Genomic DNA, 17704 nt, shown 5'->3' with positions numbered 1-17704 from the left:
GCGCTCAGGTCTCGCCACCCAGATCCATCTGGTACGCCTCCCAGAGCAGGTCGGCGCCGCGGCGCCGATGCCGGGCCAACGTCCGCAGCAGGTGCCCGGCCCGGTGCCTCAGCTCGTCCGGGTGCGTCTCCGGCCGTTCGGCGATCTGCTGGACCGCCAGGATCGCGGCGACGATCGCCGCGTGCTCCCGGGTCAGCAGCCGCACGCCGTGGTCCAGTCGCGGCGACTGGGTGAGCAATTCCCGGTAGAGGCCACTGGGGCCCTCGGTGACCCGGACGTGCTCGGCGAAGCCCTGGCGCACCGGACGTAGCCGGAGGAGGACGTCGTCGCGCCAACGCGGCCCGGTGGTGGTGCCGGCGACGGCCCGGCCGAGGGCGTGCACGTCACCGGCGAGGCCGGCCGGGCGTGGCTCACCGGGGAGACCGACGGGATGGGGTTCGGCGGACAGCCCCGCCGGATGCGCGGCAGGCGGTCGGGCGACGAGTGACGGCTGCTGGACCGGACCGGTGACCATGGCACCTCCCGCGCGGCGCTGCTATCCCATACCGCGATGGTGAGCCTGCCCGACCTACCCTGTCCAGGGCCCTGGATCGGCTCATCTGCCCCGTTGGACGCAGCGACACCACCAGCCACACCCGTCCCGGCCCTGTGCGCCGTACGGACCCGGTGGGACGTACGCCGGTCTCAGCACCCGCGGTCCGCCGGCCGGCTCCTGGGTGGTCACAGGGGGCAGCGAGGACCCTGTCCACACAACGAAGCGCCCCGGCTGGTGGGCCGGGGCGCTTCGTTCGAGGTGGTGGAGGTGCCGGGAATCGAACCCGGGTCCTTCGCCGGTTTGTCAGGGCTTCTCCGAGCGCAGCTCGCTGTGCCTCTACTCGGCCCCACCGCTCACGCGAGCAAGTTGGTGTGACGGGCCCAGTCGCTGATTAATCTCGCCGCACGGACCCCGCGACCGGGTCCGATTGGCCAGCCTCCTAGCTGATGCCGGCTACTGGGACGAAGGCGTTCCCAGGCCGACAGACTTAGCTACTCGCCTCAGGCGGCGAGAGCGAAGTCAGCGCGATTGTTCTTGGCGCTTATAAGTTTCCGACGACCGATTCTCGAGACGACGTCGGCTTCCTCGGCTCGCTTCCCCTGTCGCTGCGTACGAAGTCGAAACCAGTCACCCCCTCGACAGGCCGCCGATGTGGCGGCACTGACAAGACTAACGCCTGGCGCAACAGCTTTCATCCCGAGCCCCGGGCCGGCACGCCGACCCGGACAAACAGGATGAACTAGTCGTCCATTCCCTTGCCGCGTCGACCGGACACCCGGGCGATTTCCCGGTCCGCGTCGCGCTTGGCGAGGTCCTGACGCTTGTCGTACGACTTCTTGCCCTTGGCCAGGGCGATCTCGACCTTGGCCCAACCGTCCGAGAAGTAGACCTGCAACGGAACGATGGTGAAACCGCCCTCGCGGGTCTTGCCGAGCAGCTTGTCGATCTCACCCCGATTGAGCAGCAACTTACGGGTGCGCCTGGGCTCATGGTTGGTCCAGGTGCCCTGGGTGTACTCGGGGATGTGCATCGAGTGCAGGTACAACTCGCCGTCACGTTCCTGCGCGAACGCGTCGACCAGCGACGCTCGCCCGGCCCGCAGCGACTTGACCTCGGTGCCGGTCAGCGCCATGCCCGCCTCGTACGTGTCGAGGATCGCGTAGTCGTGGCGCGCCTTCTTGTTGGAGGCGACCACCTTGCGCCCCTTTTCCCGTGGCATCGGTGCCACCCCCTCTCCTCCGTCCGCGGCCGGGCTCACCCCGGCCGGACAACCGATCATGCTACCCGAATCACAAGGACCCTCCCGCGCCGTTTATTTCCGGCTGCGGGAGGGTCCTCGGGAGACGACGGGACGACCCGTACGGTGCCTAGACCCGCAGGTAGAAGCGCAGGGTGACCCAGGCGGTGCCCGCGCTGACCAGAACACCGACGCCAGCCATCAACGGGAAGATGAACAGGAGGTCGCCCCAGGTGATCGGCGAGAGCAGACCCTGCAACGCGCTCAACGACCCGTCGAAGAGCAGATACTTCGCCGCGACCAGGGCGACCAGACCGAGCAGTGAACCGATCAGGCCGGCCACCACGGCCTCCAGCACGAACGGCGCCTGGATGAACCAGTTGGACGCGCCGACCAGCTTCATGACCGCCACCTCACGCCGCTTGCTGTACGCGGCCACCTGAATGGTGTTCGCGACCAGCAGCAGGGCGGCGATCGCCATCACGATGGCAGCCGCCAGGGCGATGTTCTGGATCGAGGTGAGGATGTTGAAGATCTTGTCGAGCAGTCGGCTCTGGTCGATGATCTCCTCGACGCCGGCCGTGTCCTTGTACTGGTCGTAGACGTCCTTGTACTGCTCCGGGTTGTTCAGCTTGAGCCGGAACGCCTCGGGCAACTGGTCCGGCTTGACCGCGTTCACCAGGTCCGGTGCGTCCTGGTACATCTCCTTGAAGCGCTTGTACGCCTCGTCCTTGTTGACGTAGAGGACATCCTTGACCAGGGGGTCGCTGTCGAGCTTGGTCTGCAGGTCAGTGCGTTCCTGCTCGGTCACCTCCTGAGTCAAGAAGATCGAGACTTCGATGTTCTTGTAGTAGAGGTCCTTCATGTCGTCGACCTGGCGGTACATCAGACCGCTGGCGCCGAGCATGGTCAGCGAAACCGCCATCGTGATGATCATCGCGATGGACATGGTCACGTTGCGCCACAGTCCGACCAGTACCTCGGACAGGACGTATTTCACGCGCATCGGGATTTCCTCCGGGTCTCCGGCATGAAGTGTTCGTCGTCAGGCTGCGCAGGGGTGGAGCGCCGACTCACCCGTAGACGCCGCGGGCCTGGTCACGCACGATGCGACCGCTCTCAATCTCAACGACGCGGCGGCGCATCTGGTTCACGATGTTGGAGTCGTGGGTGACCATCACGACGGTCGTGCCGGTGCGGTTGATCCGGTCCAGCAGGCGCATGATCTCGATCGAGGTGTCCGGGTCCAGGTTTCCGGTGGGCTCGTCCGCCAACAGGATCAGCGGACGGTTCACGAACGCCCGGGCGACGGCGACCCGCTGCTGCTCACCACCGGAGAGCTCATGCGGGTAGCGGTGCTCCTTGCCACCGAGCCCGACCAGCTCCAGCACCTCCGGCACGACCCGGCGGGCAACCGCCTTGGTCTTGCCGATCACCTCGAGGGCGAACGCCACGTTCTCGTAGGCGGTGCGGTTGGGCAGCAGCCGGAAGTCCTGGAAGACACAGCCGATCGAGCGCCGGAAGTGAGGTCGCTTCCAGGAACGCATCGACGTGACGTCCTTGCCGTTGACGACGACGCGCCCCTTGTTGGGGGCCACCTCGTGCAGCAGCATCTTGATGATCGTGGACTTGCCGGAGCCGGATGGACCGATGAAGAAGACGAACTCGCCCTTCTCGATCGAGACGGACACGTTGTCGAGCGAAGGCCGGGACGCCTTCGGGTACGTCTTCGTCACTTGCTCAAGCTGAATCACGGGTGGTGAGTCTACGCGGTGTAACAACTGAGCCAAGCCCCACGCCCCGCCGATCCGGCACGAGTCGTCGAATCAGGCTCCTACCTGGAGATCGATGACGCGCTCCGCCCGCGGGCCGTCACGCACCGTCGCCGGCGAGTTGCCGCCGCTTGCGCCAACGGATGCCCGCCTCGATGAAACCGTCCAGGTCGCCGTCGAAGACCCCGCTCGGATTGCCGGTCTCCTGCTCAGTTCGGAGATCCTTCACCATCTGATACGGGTGCAGGACGTAGGACCGCATCTGGTCGCCCCACGAGCCGGCCGCGTTCTCCTTGAGACCTTCGAGCTTGGCCTGCTCCTCCTGGCGCTTACGCTCCAGCAGCCGGGCCTGGAGCACCCGCAGCGCGGAGGCCTTGTTCTGCAGTTGGGACTTCTCGTTCTGGCAGGTCACCACGATGCCGGTCGGGATGTGGGTCAGTCGCACCGCCGAGTCGGTGGTGTTGACGCTCTGCCCACCCGGGCCGGAGGAGCGGTAGACGTCGACCCGTACCTCGTTCTCCGGGATGTCGATGTGGTCGGTCTGCTCGGTGACCGGCAGGACCTCGACACCCGCGAAGCTGGTCTGCCGACGACCCTGGTTGTCGAACGGGCTGATCCGGACCAGCCGGTGCGTGCCCGACTCGACACTGAGCGTGCCGTACGCGTACGGCACCTTGACCGCGAAGGTGGCCGACTTCAGGCCCGCCTCCTCGGCGTACGAGGTCTCGTAGACCTCGGTCGGGTAGCCGTGCCGCTCCGCCCAGCGCAGGTACATCCGCAGCAGCATCTCGGCGAAGTCCGCGGCGTCCACGCCACCCGCGCCGGCCCGGATGGCGACCAGCGCCTCCCGCGAGTCGTACTCGCCGGAGAGCAGGGTGCGGACCTCCATCTCCTGGATGGCCTTGGTCAGCCCGGTGATCTCCGACTCGACCTCGGTCAGCACGCCCGGGTCGGCCTCGGCCTCGGCCAGCTCCAGCAGCACCTGGGCGTCGTCGAGGCCGGACCGCAGGCTGCCCAGCTTGCTGATCTCGCCGTTGACGTACGACAGCTGCGAGGTCACCTGCTGGGCCTTGGCCTGGTCGTCCCAGAGGTCGGGGGCGGAGGCCTCCTGCTCAAGGCGGGCCTTGTCCTCGTGGAGCCGGTCAATGTTGAGGACGGCCTCGATGTTTCGCAGGGTCGCGTCGAGTTCCTTGAGCTGTTCGGCGTAATCGGCAGCGGTCACGACAGACAAGCGTACTGCGCGGACGAGGAGTGAGCTTGCGAGCCCCACAGGTCCGCGCCAAATCGGCCCTGCGCCAGTGCAGGCTGCGCAGCTCGTCTGCTGTCGGCGAATCTGCCGGAGATCACCCGACGGGGGCGGACTTCAACCACGACAGGGCAGCCTTGTGGTAGGCGACGGCGAACTCCAGCGCGCTGGCGTCGTACGTGTCGCCGTCCCGTTTGGCGTTTTTGACCTGCTCCCGGACCTGGGCGAGGGCCTCGGTGTGGTATTCGTTGGCCGAGGCGTACAGGCCCTTGAGCTGGCTGGCGGAGTGCAGGTTGCCGAAGGCCATCCGCAGCGCGATCGGGTTGCGGATGGTGTCCCGCCCCGGGTTCTCCGCGAGCCAGCGGGAAAACGTCCGTTTTCCGCTGGCGGTGAGTGCGTACGGCTGGCTCATTCGCGGACCCGGCCTGCCGAGCCGCACGAAACCCCGCTCAGCCAGCACCGGCAACTCGCGGTACACCTGACTGCGGGTCATCGACCAGTACGGCGCCAGACGGCGCTCAGCGGCGGCCATCAGCTGACCGCCTGTCATCGGGCCCTCGTGGAGGAGGCCGAGCAGGGCCGCCGCCGTAGGGTTGACTCCGGAATCCGCCATGCCCACTACGCTGCCACTTTGTGCACGCGGCGTCCAGGATTTGCCGGTTTGCCACCCAACAGGACTTCCTAAGTGCACTGTCGGCGGCAGACTGTCCGTTGAGGACTATCGATGGATTGCGGCATTCCGGGCGTCCGCCGGCGGCGCCACGCGCGCCGCCGGCGGATCGTCGCCGGTCAGCCCATGTGGGGGTACGTGTGGTCGGTCGGCGGCACGAAGGTCTCCTTGATCGTCCGCGGGGAGATCCAGCGGACCAGGTTGAGCCAGGAGCCCGCCTTGTCGTTGGTGCCGCTGGCGCGGGCGCCGCCGAAGGGCTGCTGCCCGACCACCGCGCCGGTCGGCTTGTCGTTGATGTAGAAGTTGCCGGCCGCGTACCGCATGCGCTCGCCGACGGACTCGACCACCCGGCGGTCGTTGGCGAACACCGAGCCGGTCAGCGCGTACGGGGCGATCGACTCGGCCTGCGCCACGACCTCGTCGAAACGGGCGTCGTCGAACACGTGCACACCCAGGATCGGACCGAAGTACTCGGTGGTGAAGGTCTCGTGGGTGGCGTCGCCGCACTCGAAGAGCGTGGGTCGCACGAAGTAGCCGACCGAGTCGTCGGCGGTGCCACCGGCCAGCACCCGGCAGCTGTCGTCGCCAGCGATCAGCTCCAGCGCGGCGGTGTGCCGGGCGAACGCCTTGTCGTCGATCACGGCGCCGCCGAAGTTGCGGAAGTCGGTGACGTCGCCGTACGTCAGCGAGTCGGTGGTCGCGGCCAGGCGGTCGCGCAGGCCACCCTCCCAGATCGAGCGCGGCACGTACGCCCGGGAGGCGGCCGAGCACTTCTGGCCCTGGTACTCGTACGCGCCCCGGATCAGCGCGGTGTGCAGGGCGTCCACGTCGGCGCTGCTGTGCGCGACGACGAAGTCCTTGCCGCCGGTCTCGCCGACCAGCCGGGGGTAGCCCCGGTAACGGGCGATGTTGTCGCCCACGGTCCGCCACAACTGCTGGAAGACCTTTGTCGAACCGGTGAAGTGGATGCCGGCCAGATCCGGGTCGGCGAGCACGACGTCGGAGACCTCCTCGCCTCGGCCGGTGACCATGTTGATCACGCCAGGCGGCAGGCCGGCGGCCTCGAACAGCCGCATGGTGAAGTGCGCGGCGAACTGCTGAGTCGGGCCCGGCTTCCAGACCACGGTGTTGCCCAGCAGCGCCGGCGCCGACGGCAGGTTGCCGGCGATGGCGGTGAAGTTGAACGGGGTGACCGCGTAGACGAAGCCCTCCAGCGGGCGGTGGTCGAAGCGGTTCCAGACGCCGGGCGAGGACGCCGGCTGCTCCTCGAGCAGGCGACGCGCGAAGTGCACGTTGAACCGCAGGAAGTCGATGAACTCGCAGGCCGCGTCGATCTCCGCCTGGATCGCGGTCTTCGACTGGCCGAGCATGGTGGCGGCGTTGAGGGTGTCGCGCCACGGACCGGCGAGCAGCTCGGCGGCGCGCAGGAAGATCGCGGCGCGCTCCTCGAAGGGCAACGCACGCCACATCGGCGCGGCGTCCTTGGCCGCCTTGGTAGCGGCACGCGCGTCGTCGTGGGTGGCGTGCGCGGTCACGCCCAGCACGTGGGCGTGCTTGTGCGGCTGCACCACGTTGATCGGGTCACCGCCGGCCATCCGCTGCTCACCGCCGATGGTCATCGGCAGGTCGATGCGCTCGGCGGCGAGCTCGGTCAGCCGCCGCTGGAGCCGGTCCCGGTCGGGACTGCCCGGCTCGTAGTTGCGAACCGGCTCGTTGCGCGGCTCGGGAACGGAGAACACGGCATCCATCAAGGCTCCTGGCGATCTCGACAGCAGTGGCGAAACCGGACCCGCAGGCACCGACCGGACGGTCGGACACCGGACGCCGCACGGGGGGCCGAGCAGCGGCGGGACCTCCCGTGATTCTCCCACGACGGGCCGCACGCCCCGCCTCGGCCATCGCCCTGCGCCAAGGACCGCCCCACCCCTCCTCCCCTTACCTACCGGCCTCGATCCGTCCCGCTGTCCCGGGGCGACAGCCAGCCCAGCGGGCCCGCGTACCCTGAATGGTCGGTGACCTGCCGCCTCGAAGGGGAGACGATGACCAAGCAGCCCGGCCGCGTCCCGGCCGCTGAGTCGGACGAGCCGGCGGTCGACGCGACAAGCGCCGGCAGTCGGCCGCTGCCCGCGCCCGGCGCCGCAGTGCTCGCGTTGCTGGCGCTCGGGTGGCTGGCCGCCATGCTGTGGTCCACCCGGGAGGCCATCACCTCGGCGGCGGCCGGGGTCACCGCGATCAGCCTCTCCGCGTTCGCCCTGCCCGGCGTGATCTCCGCCGCGCTGGTGGCCGGGGCGGCCGTCGCGCTGGCCGGTGGCAACCTGCTGGCCCGCCGGTACGGCGACTGGGCCACGCTGCGCTTCGCCGGAGCGATCGGCGGCGGGATGCTGGTCGGGCTCGCCGCCGCGGTGGCGATCAACCTCACCTACTTCGACACGTCAACCACCAACGTGATCGCCGGTACCACCGCCGCCGCAGCGATCATCGGGGGCGCACTGGCCGGCGCCCGGACCGCCCCGGCGGTCGGTGCAGTGGTCACCGCCGCGCTGGGCACGCTGATCTTCGTGGTCGCGTTCAGCCGCGCCCGGGACCCGCTGTTCGACCTCTTCGGTGCCGGCGACAGCCAGGAATCGTTGATCAATGCGGCCAAGTGGGTGTCCCGTACCGAATCGCTCGTCGCCGGGCTGCTGGCCGGGCTGCTGGCCTTCGGCTACCTGACCTGGGCGCGGCGTCGAGCCGTCCGCCGCGACTCCGAGGCCCCGGCGCTGCGCTGGCCGGCGTACCTGCTCGCCGGCGCCGGGCCGGGTCTCCTTCTGCTGCTCGCCGAAGTGATCATCCGGATCGGTGGCCGGTCGCTGCTCGACCTCGCCAGCGCGCTCAGTGAGGCGGACGCGGTGGCGCAGACCTCACTGGGCACCTCGCGGGTGGACAACGGCATCTGGGTGCTCTTCGTGGGGGCGCTGACCGCGCTCATCGCGTTCGGCCGCACGCTCGGCCCGGCCCACAGCGACGACGACGAACCGGCCGACGGCCCGCACCCGGTCGCGGACCAGGTCCCGGACCAGGTCGAGCCGGCGGACGACAAGCCGGGCTACGCCAAGGCGTTCGACGCGGACCCGGCCGAGACATTCGACGCGGCTGAGACGCTCGACGCGGACCCGGCGAAGGCGGATCCGGCTCGCTGACGCCCGACACGTGCCCGGCGTCCGGCGTCAGGCGTCTGGCGTCCGGCGTCCGGCGTCCGGCGTCCGCCTCAGTCGGCCGCGCGGAGCAGTTGGTCCAGCTCCGTCACGTCGTACCACTCCAGCTCGTGGTCCTCGGCGCCGTCAACGGTGAACTGGGCGTCGGGGTCACCAGCCGCCGCCTCGGCCACCACGTCGGCCGCCGCGCCGACCTCCTCGACCGCGTCCGCGCCGTCCACGTGGATGGCCGCCACCGCGCCCGCCGGCACGATACCGGTCAACGCCACAGTGCTGGAGCCCAGCTCACCGTCGCCGCGCCCGATCGCTCCCGACGGCAGGTCGACGGAAACGACAACGCGACGACGAGGCGCGGTCGGGTCGGCCCGCAGCAGGTGCAGGGCGTCCTGGGCGGCCCGGGTGAACGCGACGTACTCCAACTCCTCCTCGTCGCCCTCGGCGTACCACTCACGAAGCGCCGGGGTCACTGCGTGCGCCTGATCGGCGGCCAGCCCCTCCTCACGCAGCCGGGCCAGCATCGGTACGGTCGCCGGCACGTACACCCGGACAATCTCGTCGGTCACCGGTCGTCTCCCCGCGTCGTCCTCCACCGGCGGCCGCCGGCACGGGCGCAGATCATGCCGCACGCCGTGACCGTCATACACCCCGACTCCGGCCGGAGGAAGTTCCCCGCCGGTGTGTCCCGCACGGTTGCGCCTACCACCCACCCGGGCCGGTGCTGGGCGGCCGGGGCTGTCGGTGGCAAACTGAGCCAAACGACATCAACCCCGGGGAGTTTCCTGTGGAGCCGAGGTTCCTGCTGCTCTCCGACGTGGCCGCCGAGCTCAACGTGTCGGACTCGCAGGTCTACCACATGGTGCGCAGCGGCGAACTGCCGGCGATCAAGATTGGCGGGCGCGGCCAGTGGCGCGTCGAGCGCGCTCGGCTGGAGGAGTACATAGCGCGCAAATACGATGAAACTGCCGACTGGGTGCAGAGCAACCCGCTGGTCGACCGCGACCCCGAGTAGCGAGAAGCCCACCCGTCCCTGCCGCCCTGCCGGGCCGGGGCCTGCCGGGCCGGGGCCTGCCGGGCCGGGGCCTGCCGGGCCGGGGCCTGCCGGGCCGGGGCCTGCCGGGAGCGTGATCCACTCGGCTTTCCGGAAGTCGGGGTGTTGGGCCCGCTGGGATAACGCGGAATCAAGGAATCCGAGTGGATCACGCGCTTTCTTGGCGAACGCCGTCCTGAAGCCATTGACCGGGACCATTCCGTCACACAGAATCGAGCTTGTCGGAGGCAAACGAAGGCAAACGCAAGATCTAGGAGGCGTGATGAGCGGAGCGCGACCCGGTCCTTCCCGGCCACCTGTGCGGCTGCGCCCCGTCCCGCCCTTCGACCCGCCGTACGTCGACGAGGCCGACGGGTCGTACTGGCCGGCACCGACCGACGGTCAACTGGCCCTCGACCTGTTCGCCGCCACCCGGCTCAACCCGGTCCGGCCGGAGCGGCGAGCAGCGCTGCGCCCGGTGCCCAGCCGGTCCACCACCAGCCACCCGGTCGCGTCGTTGCCACCGTCGACCGCGCCGGAGACCACCCGCGCCGCGCACCGCTTCGTCGGCACCTGCCTGGAGGTGGTCAACGGCTACCGGTCGCCAACCCAGGTGCGAGCGCTGCTCGACCCGGCCCGCGCGAGCGACCTACTGACCGAACTCGCCCGCGCATCCGGCCGGGCCGGAACACCCCGCCGCCGCACCGGCCGACCACTGGTCCGACTGCTACGCCTGCGAGTCTGCGAGCCCCGGGAGGCCGCGGTGGAGGCGGCAGCAGTCCTCACCGGCGCGGGCGGCCGAAGCTGGGCGATGGCACTGCGCCTCGAGCACCGCCGGGGCCGCTGGCTCTGCACCGCCCTCCACGTGCTCTGACCACACCTGCCCGGCCGCAGGCAGGGCTCAGAGACGCCGATGGGCCCCGGCCTGGTCGGCCGGGACCCGTCGGTCAGAAGCTGTCGGTGCGGACGCTGTCGGTGCGGACGCTGTCGGTGCGGACGCTGTCGGTGCGGACGCTGTCGGTCAGTTGCCGCCGTTGGGGGCGCCGTGGCAGCGCTTGTACTTGCGGCCCGAGCCACACGGGCACGGCGCGTTGCGGGACGGGCCGTTGCTCGCCTCCGCCTGGTTCGGTGCCGGCCGACGAGCGGCGGTCGACGGAACGGCCGGGCCGCGCAGCCCGGATGCCGGCCGCTGCGGTGCGGACGGCGCATTCCGCCCCGGTGCCGCCGGGGCACCCGGAGCCGGTCGGCCCACACCAAGCGCCGGAGCCTGCTGCTCGGCCTGCTCCACGGCGACCGCGCCAGGGCTGGCCTCACCGTCGATGGTCGGCGCGGAGTATTGCAGGCCCTGCCGCCGCGGTGCCTGGTTGAGGCCCTTGGCCCGGATCTCCACCGGCTTGTCGAGCAGCGTGACCTCGTCGGCCCCCGACTCCGGCTCCGGTTCGGTCACCTGGACGTCGATGTTGTAGAGGAAACCGACGGTCTCCTCCTTGATGCCGTCCATCATGGTGGCGAACATGTCGAAGCCCTCGCGCTGGTACTCCACCACCGGGTCGCGCTGGGCGTACGCCCGCAGGTTGATGCCCTCCTGGAGGTAGTCCATCTCGTAGAGGTGCTCGCGCCACTTGCGGTCGATCACCTGGAGCAGCACCATCCGCTCGAGCTGGCGCACCCCCTCGGTGCCGAGCTGCTCCTCACGCCTGTCGTACCCGGCGTTGGCGTCCTCCTTGAGACGGGCGACCAGGAAGTCGGCGTCCATGCCGGCCCGGGAGCCGCCGGCCTCCTCCTCCAACTCCTCGATCGTCACACCGACCGGGTAGAGCTGCTTGAGGCTGGACCAGAGCTGCTCAAGGTCCCAGTCTTCGCCGTAGCCGTCCGAGGTGGCGCCCCGCACGTACGCCTCGACGGTGTCGTCGATCATGTTGCGGACCTGGTCGGAGAGGTCTTCACCGTTGAGCACCCGGAGCCGCTCGGCGTAGACGACCTGGCGCTGCTTGTTGAGCACCTCGTCGTACTTGAGCACGTTCTTGCGGATCTCGGCGTTCTGGCCCTCGATCTGGGCCTGGGCGCTCTTGATCTGCCGGGTGACCATCTTCGACTCGATGGGCACGTCCTCCGGGATGTTGAAGCGCTCCATCACCGCCTCGACGGCCCCGGCCCGGAAGCGCCGCATCAGCTCGTCCTGCAGGGACAGGTAGAAACGGGACTCGCCCGGGTCACCCTGCCGGCCGGCGCGACCGCGCAGCTGGTTGTCGATCCGCCGGGACTCGTGCCGCTCGGTGCCCAGCACGTAGAGGCCGCCGGCCGCCGAGACCTCTTCCGCCTCGGCGCCGCAGGCCTGCTTCCAGGTGGGAAGGACCTCCTCCATCGCCTTGGCGTACTCTTCCTCGTTCTCCAGCGGGTCGAGGCCGCGCTGGCGCAGCTCGTTCGCGGCGAGGAACTCGGCGTTGCCGCCGAGCAGGATGTCGGTGCCGCGGCCGGCCATGTTGGTGGCCACGGTGACCGCGCCCTTACGCCCGGCCTGGGCGACGATCTCGGCCTCCCGGGCGTGGAACTTGGCGTTCAGCACGTTGTGCGGGATGCCGCGTCGACGCAGCAGCTGGGAGAGGATCTCGGAGTTTTCCACCGAGACGGTGCCGACCAGCACCGGCTGGCCCATCTGGTGCCGCTCGGCGATGTCCTCGATGACGGCGTTGAACTTGGCCTTCTCCGTCTTGTAGATGACGTCCGGCCGGTCCTCGCGAACCATCGGGCGGTGGGTCGGGATGGTCACGACGCCGACCTTGTAGACCTTGTTGAACTCGCTCGCCTCGGTCTGCGCCGTACCGGTCATCCCGGACAGCTTCTCGTAGAGGCGGAAGTAGTTCTGGAGGGTGATGGTGGCCAGGGTCTGGTTCTCCTGCTTGATCTCCACCCTCTCCTTGGCCTCGATCGCCTGGTGCATGCCCTCGTTGTAGCGACGGCCGTGCAGGATGCGACCGGTGAACTCGTCGACGATCAGGACCTCACCGTCGCTGACGATGTAGTCCTTGTCGCGCTTGTAGAGCTCCTTGGCCTTGATGGCGTTGTTGAGGTAGCCGACCAGCGGGGTGTTCACCGACTCGTACAGGTTGTCGATGCCGAGCCGGTCCTCGACCTTGGCGACACCCCGCTCGGTCACCGCGATGGTGCGCTTGGAGTGGTCGACCTCGTAGTCGCCCTCGCCGTCGGTGCCGGGCTGGAGGCGGGCCACCACGCCGGCGAACTCGCCGTACCAGCGGGCGGAGTGCTCGGCCGGGCCGGAGATGATCAGCGGGGTGCGGGCCTCGTCGATCAGGATGGAGTCGACCTCGTCGACCACCGCGAAGTTGTGCCCGCGCTGCACCAGCTCGTCCTTCGACCAGGCCATGTTGTCGCGCAGGTAGTCGAAGCCGAACTCGTTGTTGGTGCCGTAGGTGATGTCGCACTCGTAGGCGGCCTTGTGCTCGGCGGCCGGCCGGTTGGGCAGCACCACGCCGACGGTCAGCCCGAGGAACTCGTGCACCCGGCCCATCCACGCCGCGTCACGCTGGGCAAGGTAGTCGTTGACCGTGATCACGTGGACGCCCTTGCCGGAGAGCGCGTTGAGGTAGACGGCCATGACCGAGGTCAGCGTCTTACCCTCACCGGTCTTCATCTCGGCGATGTTGCCGAAGTGCAGCGCCGCGCCGCCCATCACCTGGACGTCGTACGGGCGCTGGCCCAGCACCCTGGCGGCCGCCTCGCGGGCCACCGCGAACGCCTCCGGCAGCAGGTCATCGAGGGTCTCACCCTCGGCGAGCCGCTCCCGGAACTGTTCGGTCATGCCGGCCAGTTCCTCGTCGGTGAGGTTGACGTAGTCGTCCTCGATCGAGGTGACAGCATTGGCGATGGCCTTGAGCCGGCGCACCATGCGGCCTTCGCCCGCATTAAGGACCTTTTCCAGAATCGACACGGATCAACGCTCCCCTAGACAGTCTCGAACCATCGTAGGCGCTCCATCGGCGCGATGGTCACTGGTGGCGGTGCTCGACCCCGCAGAACCCGACATAACTCGCGTCCTGTGCACACCCAAACGTTATCCGGTTACGCCGTCGGCGAACGCTGCGGCAGGATGCACGAGTGGAGCCCGTGGAGATCATCGAGGACGGCGTGCTGCTGCGGCCCTGGCGAGAGGCGGATGCCGAGGCCGTGCACCGAGCCTGCCAGGACCCGGACATTCAGCGCTGGACCACCGTACCGCGCCCGTACCGGCCGGAACACGCTCACGGATTTGTCACCGAGATGAGCCGGAAGGCCTGGGCCGAGGGCACCGGGGCGCCGTTCGCGGTGTGCGACCCGAGCACCGGGGAGCTGCTGGGTTCCAGCGGGCTGATCTCGATCGACCAGACCGGCACCGGTGAGGTCGGCTACTGGACGGCTCCCTGGGCCCGTGGTCGGGGCGTGATGGTCCGGGCCACCCGGGCGGTGGCCCGCTGGGCCTTCGCCACCCTCGGGCTTCGCCGGCTCATCTGGCAGGCCGAGGTGGGCAACCACGCCTCCCGGCTGGTGGCCCTCCGGACCGGTTTCCGAGTCGACGGCCGGTTGCGGCTGGCCGACCCGGCGCTGCACGGCAGCGCGGACGGTTGGATCGGTTCGCTGCTGCCCGGCGAGGTGCCGGCCGCCGGTTCGACCGGTCCGGCCGGACCGGGCACCCTCGCCGCCCGGCGGGCCGCCGTCTTCGGCCGCCCGCAGCCCGTTCTGTTCGCCACCACCGGGGCCGGCGAGCTGCGGCTGCGGCCCATGGAGGAGCAGGACCTGGACGCCGTGGTGCAGACCTGCCGGGACCCGGAGACGATCCGCTGGACCACCGTCCCGGACCCGTACGGGCGCGAAGACGCGCAGGGCTACCAGGCCCACAGCCGGGACGCCTGGGCTCGGGGGGACGCCGCCTGCTTCGTGATCGCTGACGCCGACGACCGGTACGCGGGCTCCCTCGACCTGCGGCTCTCCCCCGCCGACCCGCTGGTGGCCGACGTCGGCTTCATGACCGCCCCGGCGGCCCGTGGCCGGGGCCATCTGCCCGCCGCGCTGGTCGCGCTGAGCGCCTGGGGTTTCAGCACGTTGGGCCTGGCTCGGATCGAGTGGAAGGCGAATGTGGGCAACACCGCCTCCCGCCGCGCGGCGGAGAAGGCGGGCTTCCTGGTCGAGGGGACCGCCCGGGGCGGTGTGCAGCACCGGGGCGAGCGGGTGGACGTGTGGGTCGGCGCGCTGCTCGCCAAGGATCTGGCATGACTCCGCAGCCGGTCATCGAGGCGCACGGGGTGCGGCTGCGCCCGTTTCGCGCCGAGGACAGCGCCGACGTGGTCGACGGCTGCGCGGACCCGCTGACGCAACGGTTCGTGTCGAACCTGCCAACTCCGTACACCGAGACCGATGCCCGCTGGTGGATCGACGTCGGCGCCCCGGCGGCCTGGACCGGCGGCGGCGCGGCGTACGCCGTCGCGGACCCCACCACCGACCGGCTGCTCGGCGCGGTGGGGCTGACCAACCCGGTGCCCGCCCGGGGGCAGGTGGAGATCGGCTACTGGCTGCGGCCGGCAGCGCGCGGGCGCGGGGTGGCCACCGCGGCGACCCGGGCGCTGAGCGAGCACACGTTCGCCACCGGGACGGCCCGACTGGAGTTGCTCACCGAACCGGAGAACGGGCCGAGCCAGCGGGTCGCGCTGGCCGCCGGCTTCCGCTACGAGGGTCTGCGCCGGTCGGCCGGTGCGTCGAGGGACGCCGGCCGGCGCGATCTGCTGGCCTGGGTACGCGTCGCCGATGATCCGCCCGGCCCGGCCGCCCGGCTGCTGCCCGACCTGCCCGGCGGGGTGCTCACCGACCAGGTGGTGGCGCTGCGCCCGCTCGCCCCGGACGACGCGGCGCTGATGTACCGGCTGCACAGCCGACCCGAGGTGGTGGCGAACCAGGCGCCGCCGGTGCCGCCGACGCGCGAGGCGATGGAGCGGCGTTGTCGTCTGGCGCAGAGCGGATGGCTGACCGGCGAGATCGCCCGGCTGCTGATCACTGACGTGGCCAGCGGAGAGCCGGTGGGCAGTTGCGGGTTGTCGTACACCGATGTGGCCGCCGGCGAGGCGTCGGTCGGCTACGCGTTGCTGCCCGACTGGCGCGGCCGGGGGTACGCGACGCGGGCGGTCCGGTTGCTCGCGGGCTGGGCGTTCGGCCCGGCCGGTATCGCCCGGCTCTCGGCCGGCACGGTGCCGGACAACACCGCGTCGCACCGGGTGCTGGAGCGGGTCGGGTTCCACCGCGAGGGCCTGCAACGCGGCCGGCTGCCCGGGCTGGCCGGTGCCCGTCTGGACGACCTGACCTTCGCGCTGCTCCCCGCCGACCTCCGCTGACCGGTGTCGTGGGGTTGCGGTGGGAAGCGCCCCACCACAACCCCACGACCTGCCGGTCAGATGGCGAGGGAGATGATGCCGTAGTCGTACGCGTGTCGCCGATAGACGACGCTGGGGCGGCCGGACTCCTTGTCCTGGAAAAGGTAGAAGTCGTGGCCGACCAGTTCCATCTCGAAAAGCGCGTCGTCGATGGTCATCGGCTCCGCCGGGTGCACCTTCTCCCGGGCGATGTGCCACGGCTGGTCGTCGTGCTCCTCTTCGACCCGCTCCGCGACCGCGGTGCCGGCGCGAGCGCCGTCGCCCGGCGCGCTCAGCGCGGTGGACACCAGGTCCGCGACCGGCAGGCCCGCGGTGGCCTCGGCGACGGAGATCGGCGCGTGCCGACCCCGGTGTACGCGGCGGCGGTCGGCCGCGCGGCGCAGCCGGGTGTCGAGCTTCGCGATGGCGGCGTCGAGCGCGCTGTAGAAGTCGTTCGTGCATGCCTCGGCCCGAATCACCGGGCCCCGGGAAACGCAGGTGATCTCCACCCGCTGGCAGTGGTCGGCCTGGCGCGGATTGCGCTCGTGAAACAGCTCGACATCGACACGAATAAGTTTGTGATCGTAGCGTTCGATCTTCGCGAGTTTCTCGGCTACGTGTACCCGGTAATGGTCCGGCACTTCGACGTTTCGGCCCTTGACCACGATGTCCACGTGACCTCCCTTGTTCGGACGGTCTTCGATCCGGTAGCCCGGCCGCGCGCCGTAGGGAGACCCGCTGGCGTCGACCGGTTGTTACGGCTACGCCTCCTCTCACCACCAGGGGCGGTTGGAACGATCTCCTACCCCTGACAGCGAAACGCTAACTCCTGTTTGCCCGGCAGTCACCCCATGTTGCCGAGACGGCCCAGGATTTTTCGCACCTCATACACCAACGGGTGAAACGGAAACACTATCGGTTACGACTGGTGTCTTTTCTCGGTCGCCGCGAGCACCGCCGCGACGCTCGGTGCCCATCCCATCGCGGTCAGCACCCTGCTCGCGGCGGCGAGGGTCACCCCGGTGGTGACGATGTCGTCGAGCAGCACCACGACCGGCGCCGTGCCCGCGGCACGATCCGGGACCGGCCCGGTCGAGCGGGGCTGGAAGGCCGCCTCGGCCGCCGCCGCCCGCCCGACGCTGTCCAGGGTGACCGAGTCGGGCCGGGGTAGCGCCCGCAACGGACGGCGCACCCGCACCACCCAACCGCCCTGGTTGAGCCGGGCCGCGCAGTGCCGGGCCAGCCGGTCGAGGTGGTCCCCGTAACGGGACCGGGCCGCCGCGGCGGTGTCCGGGACCGGAACCACCACCAGCGGGCGAGCCCCACCGACGGCCGCCGCGACGACCTCAGCGAGCAGAGCGCCGAGCGGGCGGGCCAGCCCGTGTCGGCCGTGTTCCTTGTACGCCAGCAGAACCTCACGCAGCGGACCCGCGTACGGGCCGAGTGCGACGCAGGGCGGCAGGCCCGGCGGTGCGGGGGTGGGGCGGACCGCCCGTGGCCGCAGTTCGCCCAGCGCCGCGACACACGTGGGGCAGACGCCGTGCCGTAGGCCGGGTCGGCGCTCCCGACAACCGGCGCAGTCGGCGGGCAGCACCAGGTCGGCGAGGTCCGCCCAGAGCCCGCTCATC

General features: G+C 70.2%; 16 protein-coding genes and 1 other RNA gene. 5 read left to right on the top strand and 12 right to left on the bottom strand.

Going from position 1 to position 17704, the window contains the following annotated elements; genetic code table 11:
• Window positions 1–4: 4 nt before the first annotated feature.
• The 8 genes from ABZU52_RS02715 to pruA form a co-directional block, all read right to left on the bottom strand.
• Window positions 5–514 carry a hypothetical protein gene (locus ABZU52_RS02715; protein WP_354969358.1) on the bottom strand — a complete coding sequence of 170 codons (510 nt, stop codon included), beginning with the start codon at window positions 512–514 and terminating at the stop codon, window positions 5–7.
• Between the two features lie 280 nt (window positions 515–794).
• Window positions 795–1170, bottom strand: a transfer-messenger RNA (tmRNA) gene (gene ssrA / locus ABZU52_RS02710).
• Window positions 1171–1274: 104 nt separating this feature from the next.
• Complete coding sequence (smpB, locus tag ABZU52_RS02705) at window positions 1275–1754, bottom strand: SsrA-binding protein SmpB (RefSeq protein ID WP_354969381.1); 480 nt, start codon at window positions 1752–1754, stop codon at window positions 1275–1277.
• A gap of 148 nt (window positions 1755–1902) precedes the next feature.
• Window positions 1903–2778, bottom strand: a complete 876-nt coding sequence (gene ftsX / locus ABZU52_RS02700; RefSeq protein WP_354969357.1) for a permease-like cell division protein FtsX — start codon at window positions 2776–2778, stop codon at window positions 1903–1905.
• 67 nt (window positions 2779–2845) lie between these two features.
• Window positions 2846–3526: a cell division ATP-binding protein FtsE gene (gene ftsE / locus ABZU52_RS02695; RefSeq protein ID WP_030331491.1), complete on the bottom strand. Its 681-nt coding sequence runs from the start codon at window positions 3524–3526 to the stop codon at window positions 2846–2848.
• A 118-nt stretch (window positions 3527–3644) separates the two neighbouring features.
• Window positions 3645–4766, bottom strand: coding sequence for a peptide chain release factor 2 (gene prfB / locus ABZU52_RS02690; protein ID WP_354969356.1), 1122 nt, complete (start codon window positions 4764–4766; stop codon window positions 3645–3647).
• Window positions 4767–4887: 121 nt separating this feature from the next.
• Window positions 4888–5403, bottom strand: a complete 516-nt coding sequence (locus tag ABZU52_RS02685; RefSeq protein WP_354969355.1) for a PadR family transcriptional regulator — start codon at window positions 5401–5403, stop codon at window positions 4888–4890.
• A 176-nt stretch (window positions 5404–5579) separates the two neighbouring features.
• Window positions 5580–7208, bottom strand: coding sequence for an L-glutamate gamma-semialdehyde dehydrogenase (gene pruA / locus ABZU52_RS02680; protein ID WP_354969354.1), 1629 nt, complete (start codon window positions 7206–7208; stop codon window positions 5580–5582).
• A gap of 291 nt (window positions 7209–7499) precedes the next feature.
• On the opposite strand from pruA, the gene ABZU52_RS02675 reads away from it, so the two are divergent.
• Window positions 7500–8639 (top strand): hypothetical protein, encoded by a 1140-nt coding sequence (locus ABZU52_RS02675; RefSeq protein ID WP_354969353.1) that lies wholly within the window; start codon window positions 7500–7502, stop codon window positions 8637–8639.
• Between the two features lie 68 nt (window positions 8640–8707).
• Here the strand turns inward: ABZU52_RS02675 and ABZU52_RS02670 are convergent, their stop codons facing one another.
• Window positions 8708–9217, bottom strand: coding sequence for a hypothetical protein (locus tag ABZU52_RS02670; protein ID WP_354969352.1), 510 nt, complete (start codon window positions 9215–9217; stop codon window positions 8708–8710).
• 218 nt (window positions 9218–9435) lie between these two features.
• Between ABZU52_RS02670 and ABZU52_RS02665 the strand changes: the two genes are divergently transcribed.
• Together ABZU52_RS02665 and ABZU52_RS02660 are read left to right on the top strand one after the other, a co-directional pair.
• On the top strand, window positions 9436–9663 hold the full coding sequence (locus tag ABZU52_RS02665; RefSeq protein WP_030490852.1) for a helix-turn-helix domain-containing protein: 228 nt from the start codon (window positions 9436–9438) through the stop codon (window positions 9661–9663).
• Between the two features lie 301 nt (window positions 9664–9964).
• Window positions 9965–10555 carry an Rv3235 family protein gene (locus ABZU52_RS02660; RefSeq protein WP_354969351.1) on the top strand — a complete coding sequence of 197 codons (591 nt, stop codon included), beginning with the start codon at window positions 9965–9967 and terminating at the stop codon, window positions 10553–10555.
• Between the two features lie 147 nt (window positions 10556–10702).
• Here the strand turns inward: ABZU52_RS02660 and secA are convergent, their stop codons facing one another.
• On the bottom strand, window positions 10703–13630 hold the full coding sequence (gene secA / locus ABZU52_RS02655; protein ID WP_354969350.1) for a preprotein translocase subunit SecA: 2928 nt from the start codon (window positions 13628–13630) through the stop codon (window positions 10703–10705).
• A gap of 167 nt (window positions 13631–13797) precedes the next feature.
• Here secA and ABZU52_RS02650 point away from each other — a divergent pair, with 167 nt between their 5' ends.
• The gene (locus ABZU52_RS02650) at window positions 13798–14949 is read left to right on the top strand and encodes a GNAT family N-acetyltransferase (protein WP_354969349.1); all 1152 of its coding nucleotides are present in this window, start codon (window positions 13798–13800) and stop codon (window positions 14947–14949) included.
• Window positions 14946–16058, top strand: coding sequence for a GNAT family N-acetyltransferase (locus ABZU52_RS02645; RefSeq protein ID WP_354969348.1), 1113 nt, complete (start codon window positions 14946–14948; stop codon window positions 16056–16058). The genes ABZU52_RS02650 and ABZU52_RS02645 overlap by 4 nt, the downstream gene beginning before the upstream one ends.
• A 56-nt stretch (window positions 16059–16114) precedes the next feature.
• Here the strand turns inward: ABZU52_RS02645 and raiA are convergent, their stop codons facing one another.
• Window positions 16115–16750 (bottom strand): ribosome-associated translation inhibitor RaiA, encoded by a 636-nt coding sequence (raiA, locus tag ABZU52_RS02640; RefSeq protein ID WP_354969347.1) that lies wholly within the window; start codon window positions 16748–16750, stop codon window positions 16115–16117.
• Between the two features lie 245 nt (window positions 16751–16995).
• Window positions 16996–17703, bottom strand: a complete 708-nt coding sequence (locus ABZU52_RS02635; RefSeq protein ID WP_354969346.1) for a ComF family protein — start codon at window positions 17701–17703, stop codon at window positions 16996–16998.
• Between the last annotated feature and the right edge of the window lies 1 nt (window position 17704).

Source organism: Micromonospora sp. NPDC005220 (assembly GCF_040607895.1).
Lineage (GTDB): Bacteria > Actinomycetota > Actinomycetes > Mycobacteriales > Micromonosporaceae > Micromonospora.
Note: the sequence above shows the minus strand (reverse complement) of the source record. Positions and strands in the feature narration are given on the sequence as shown.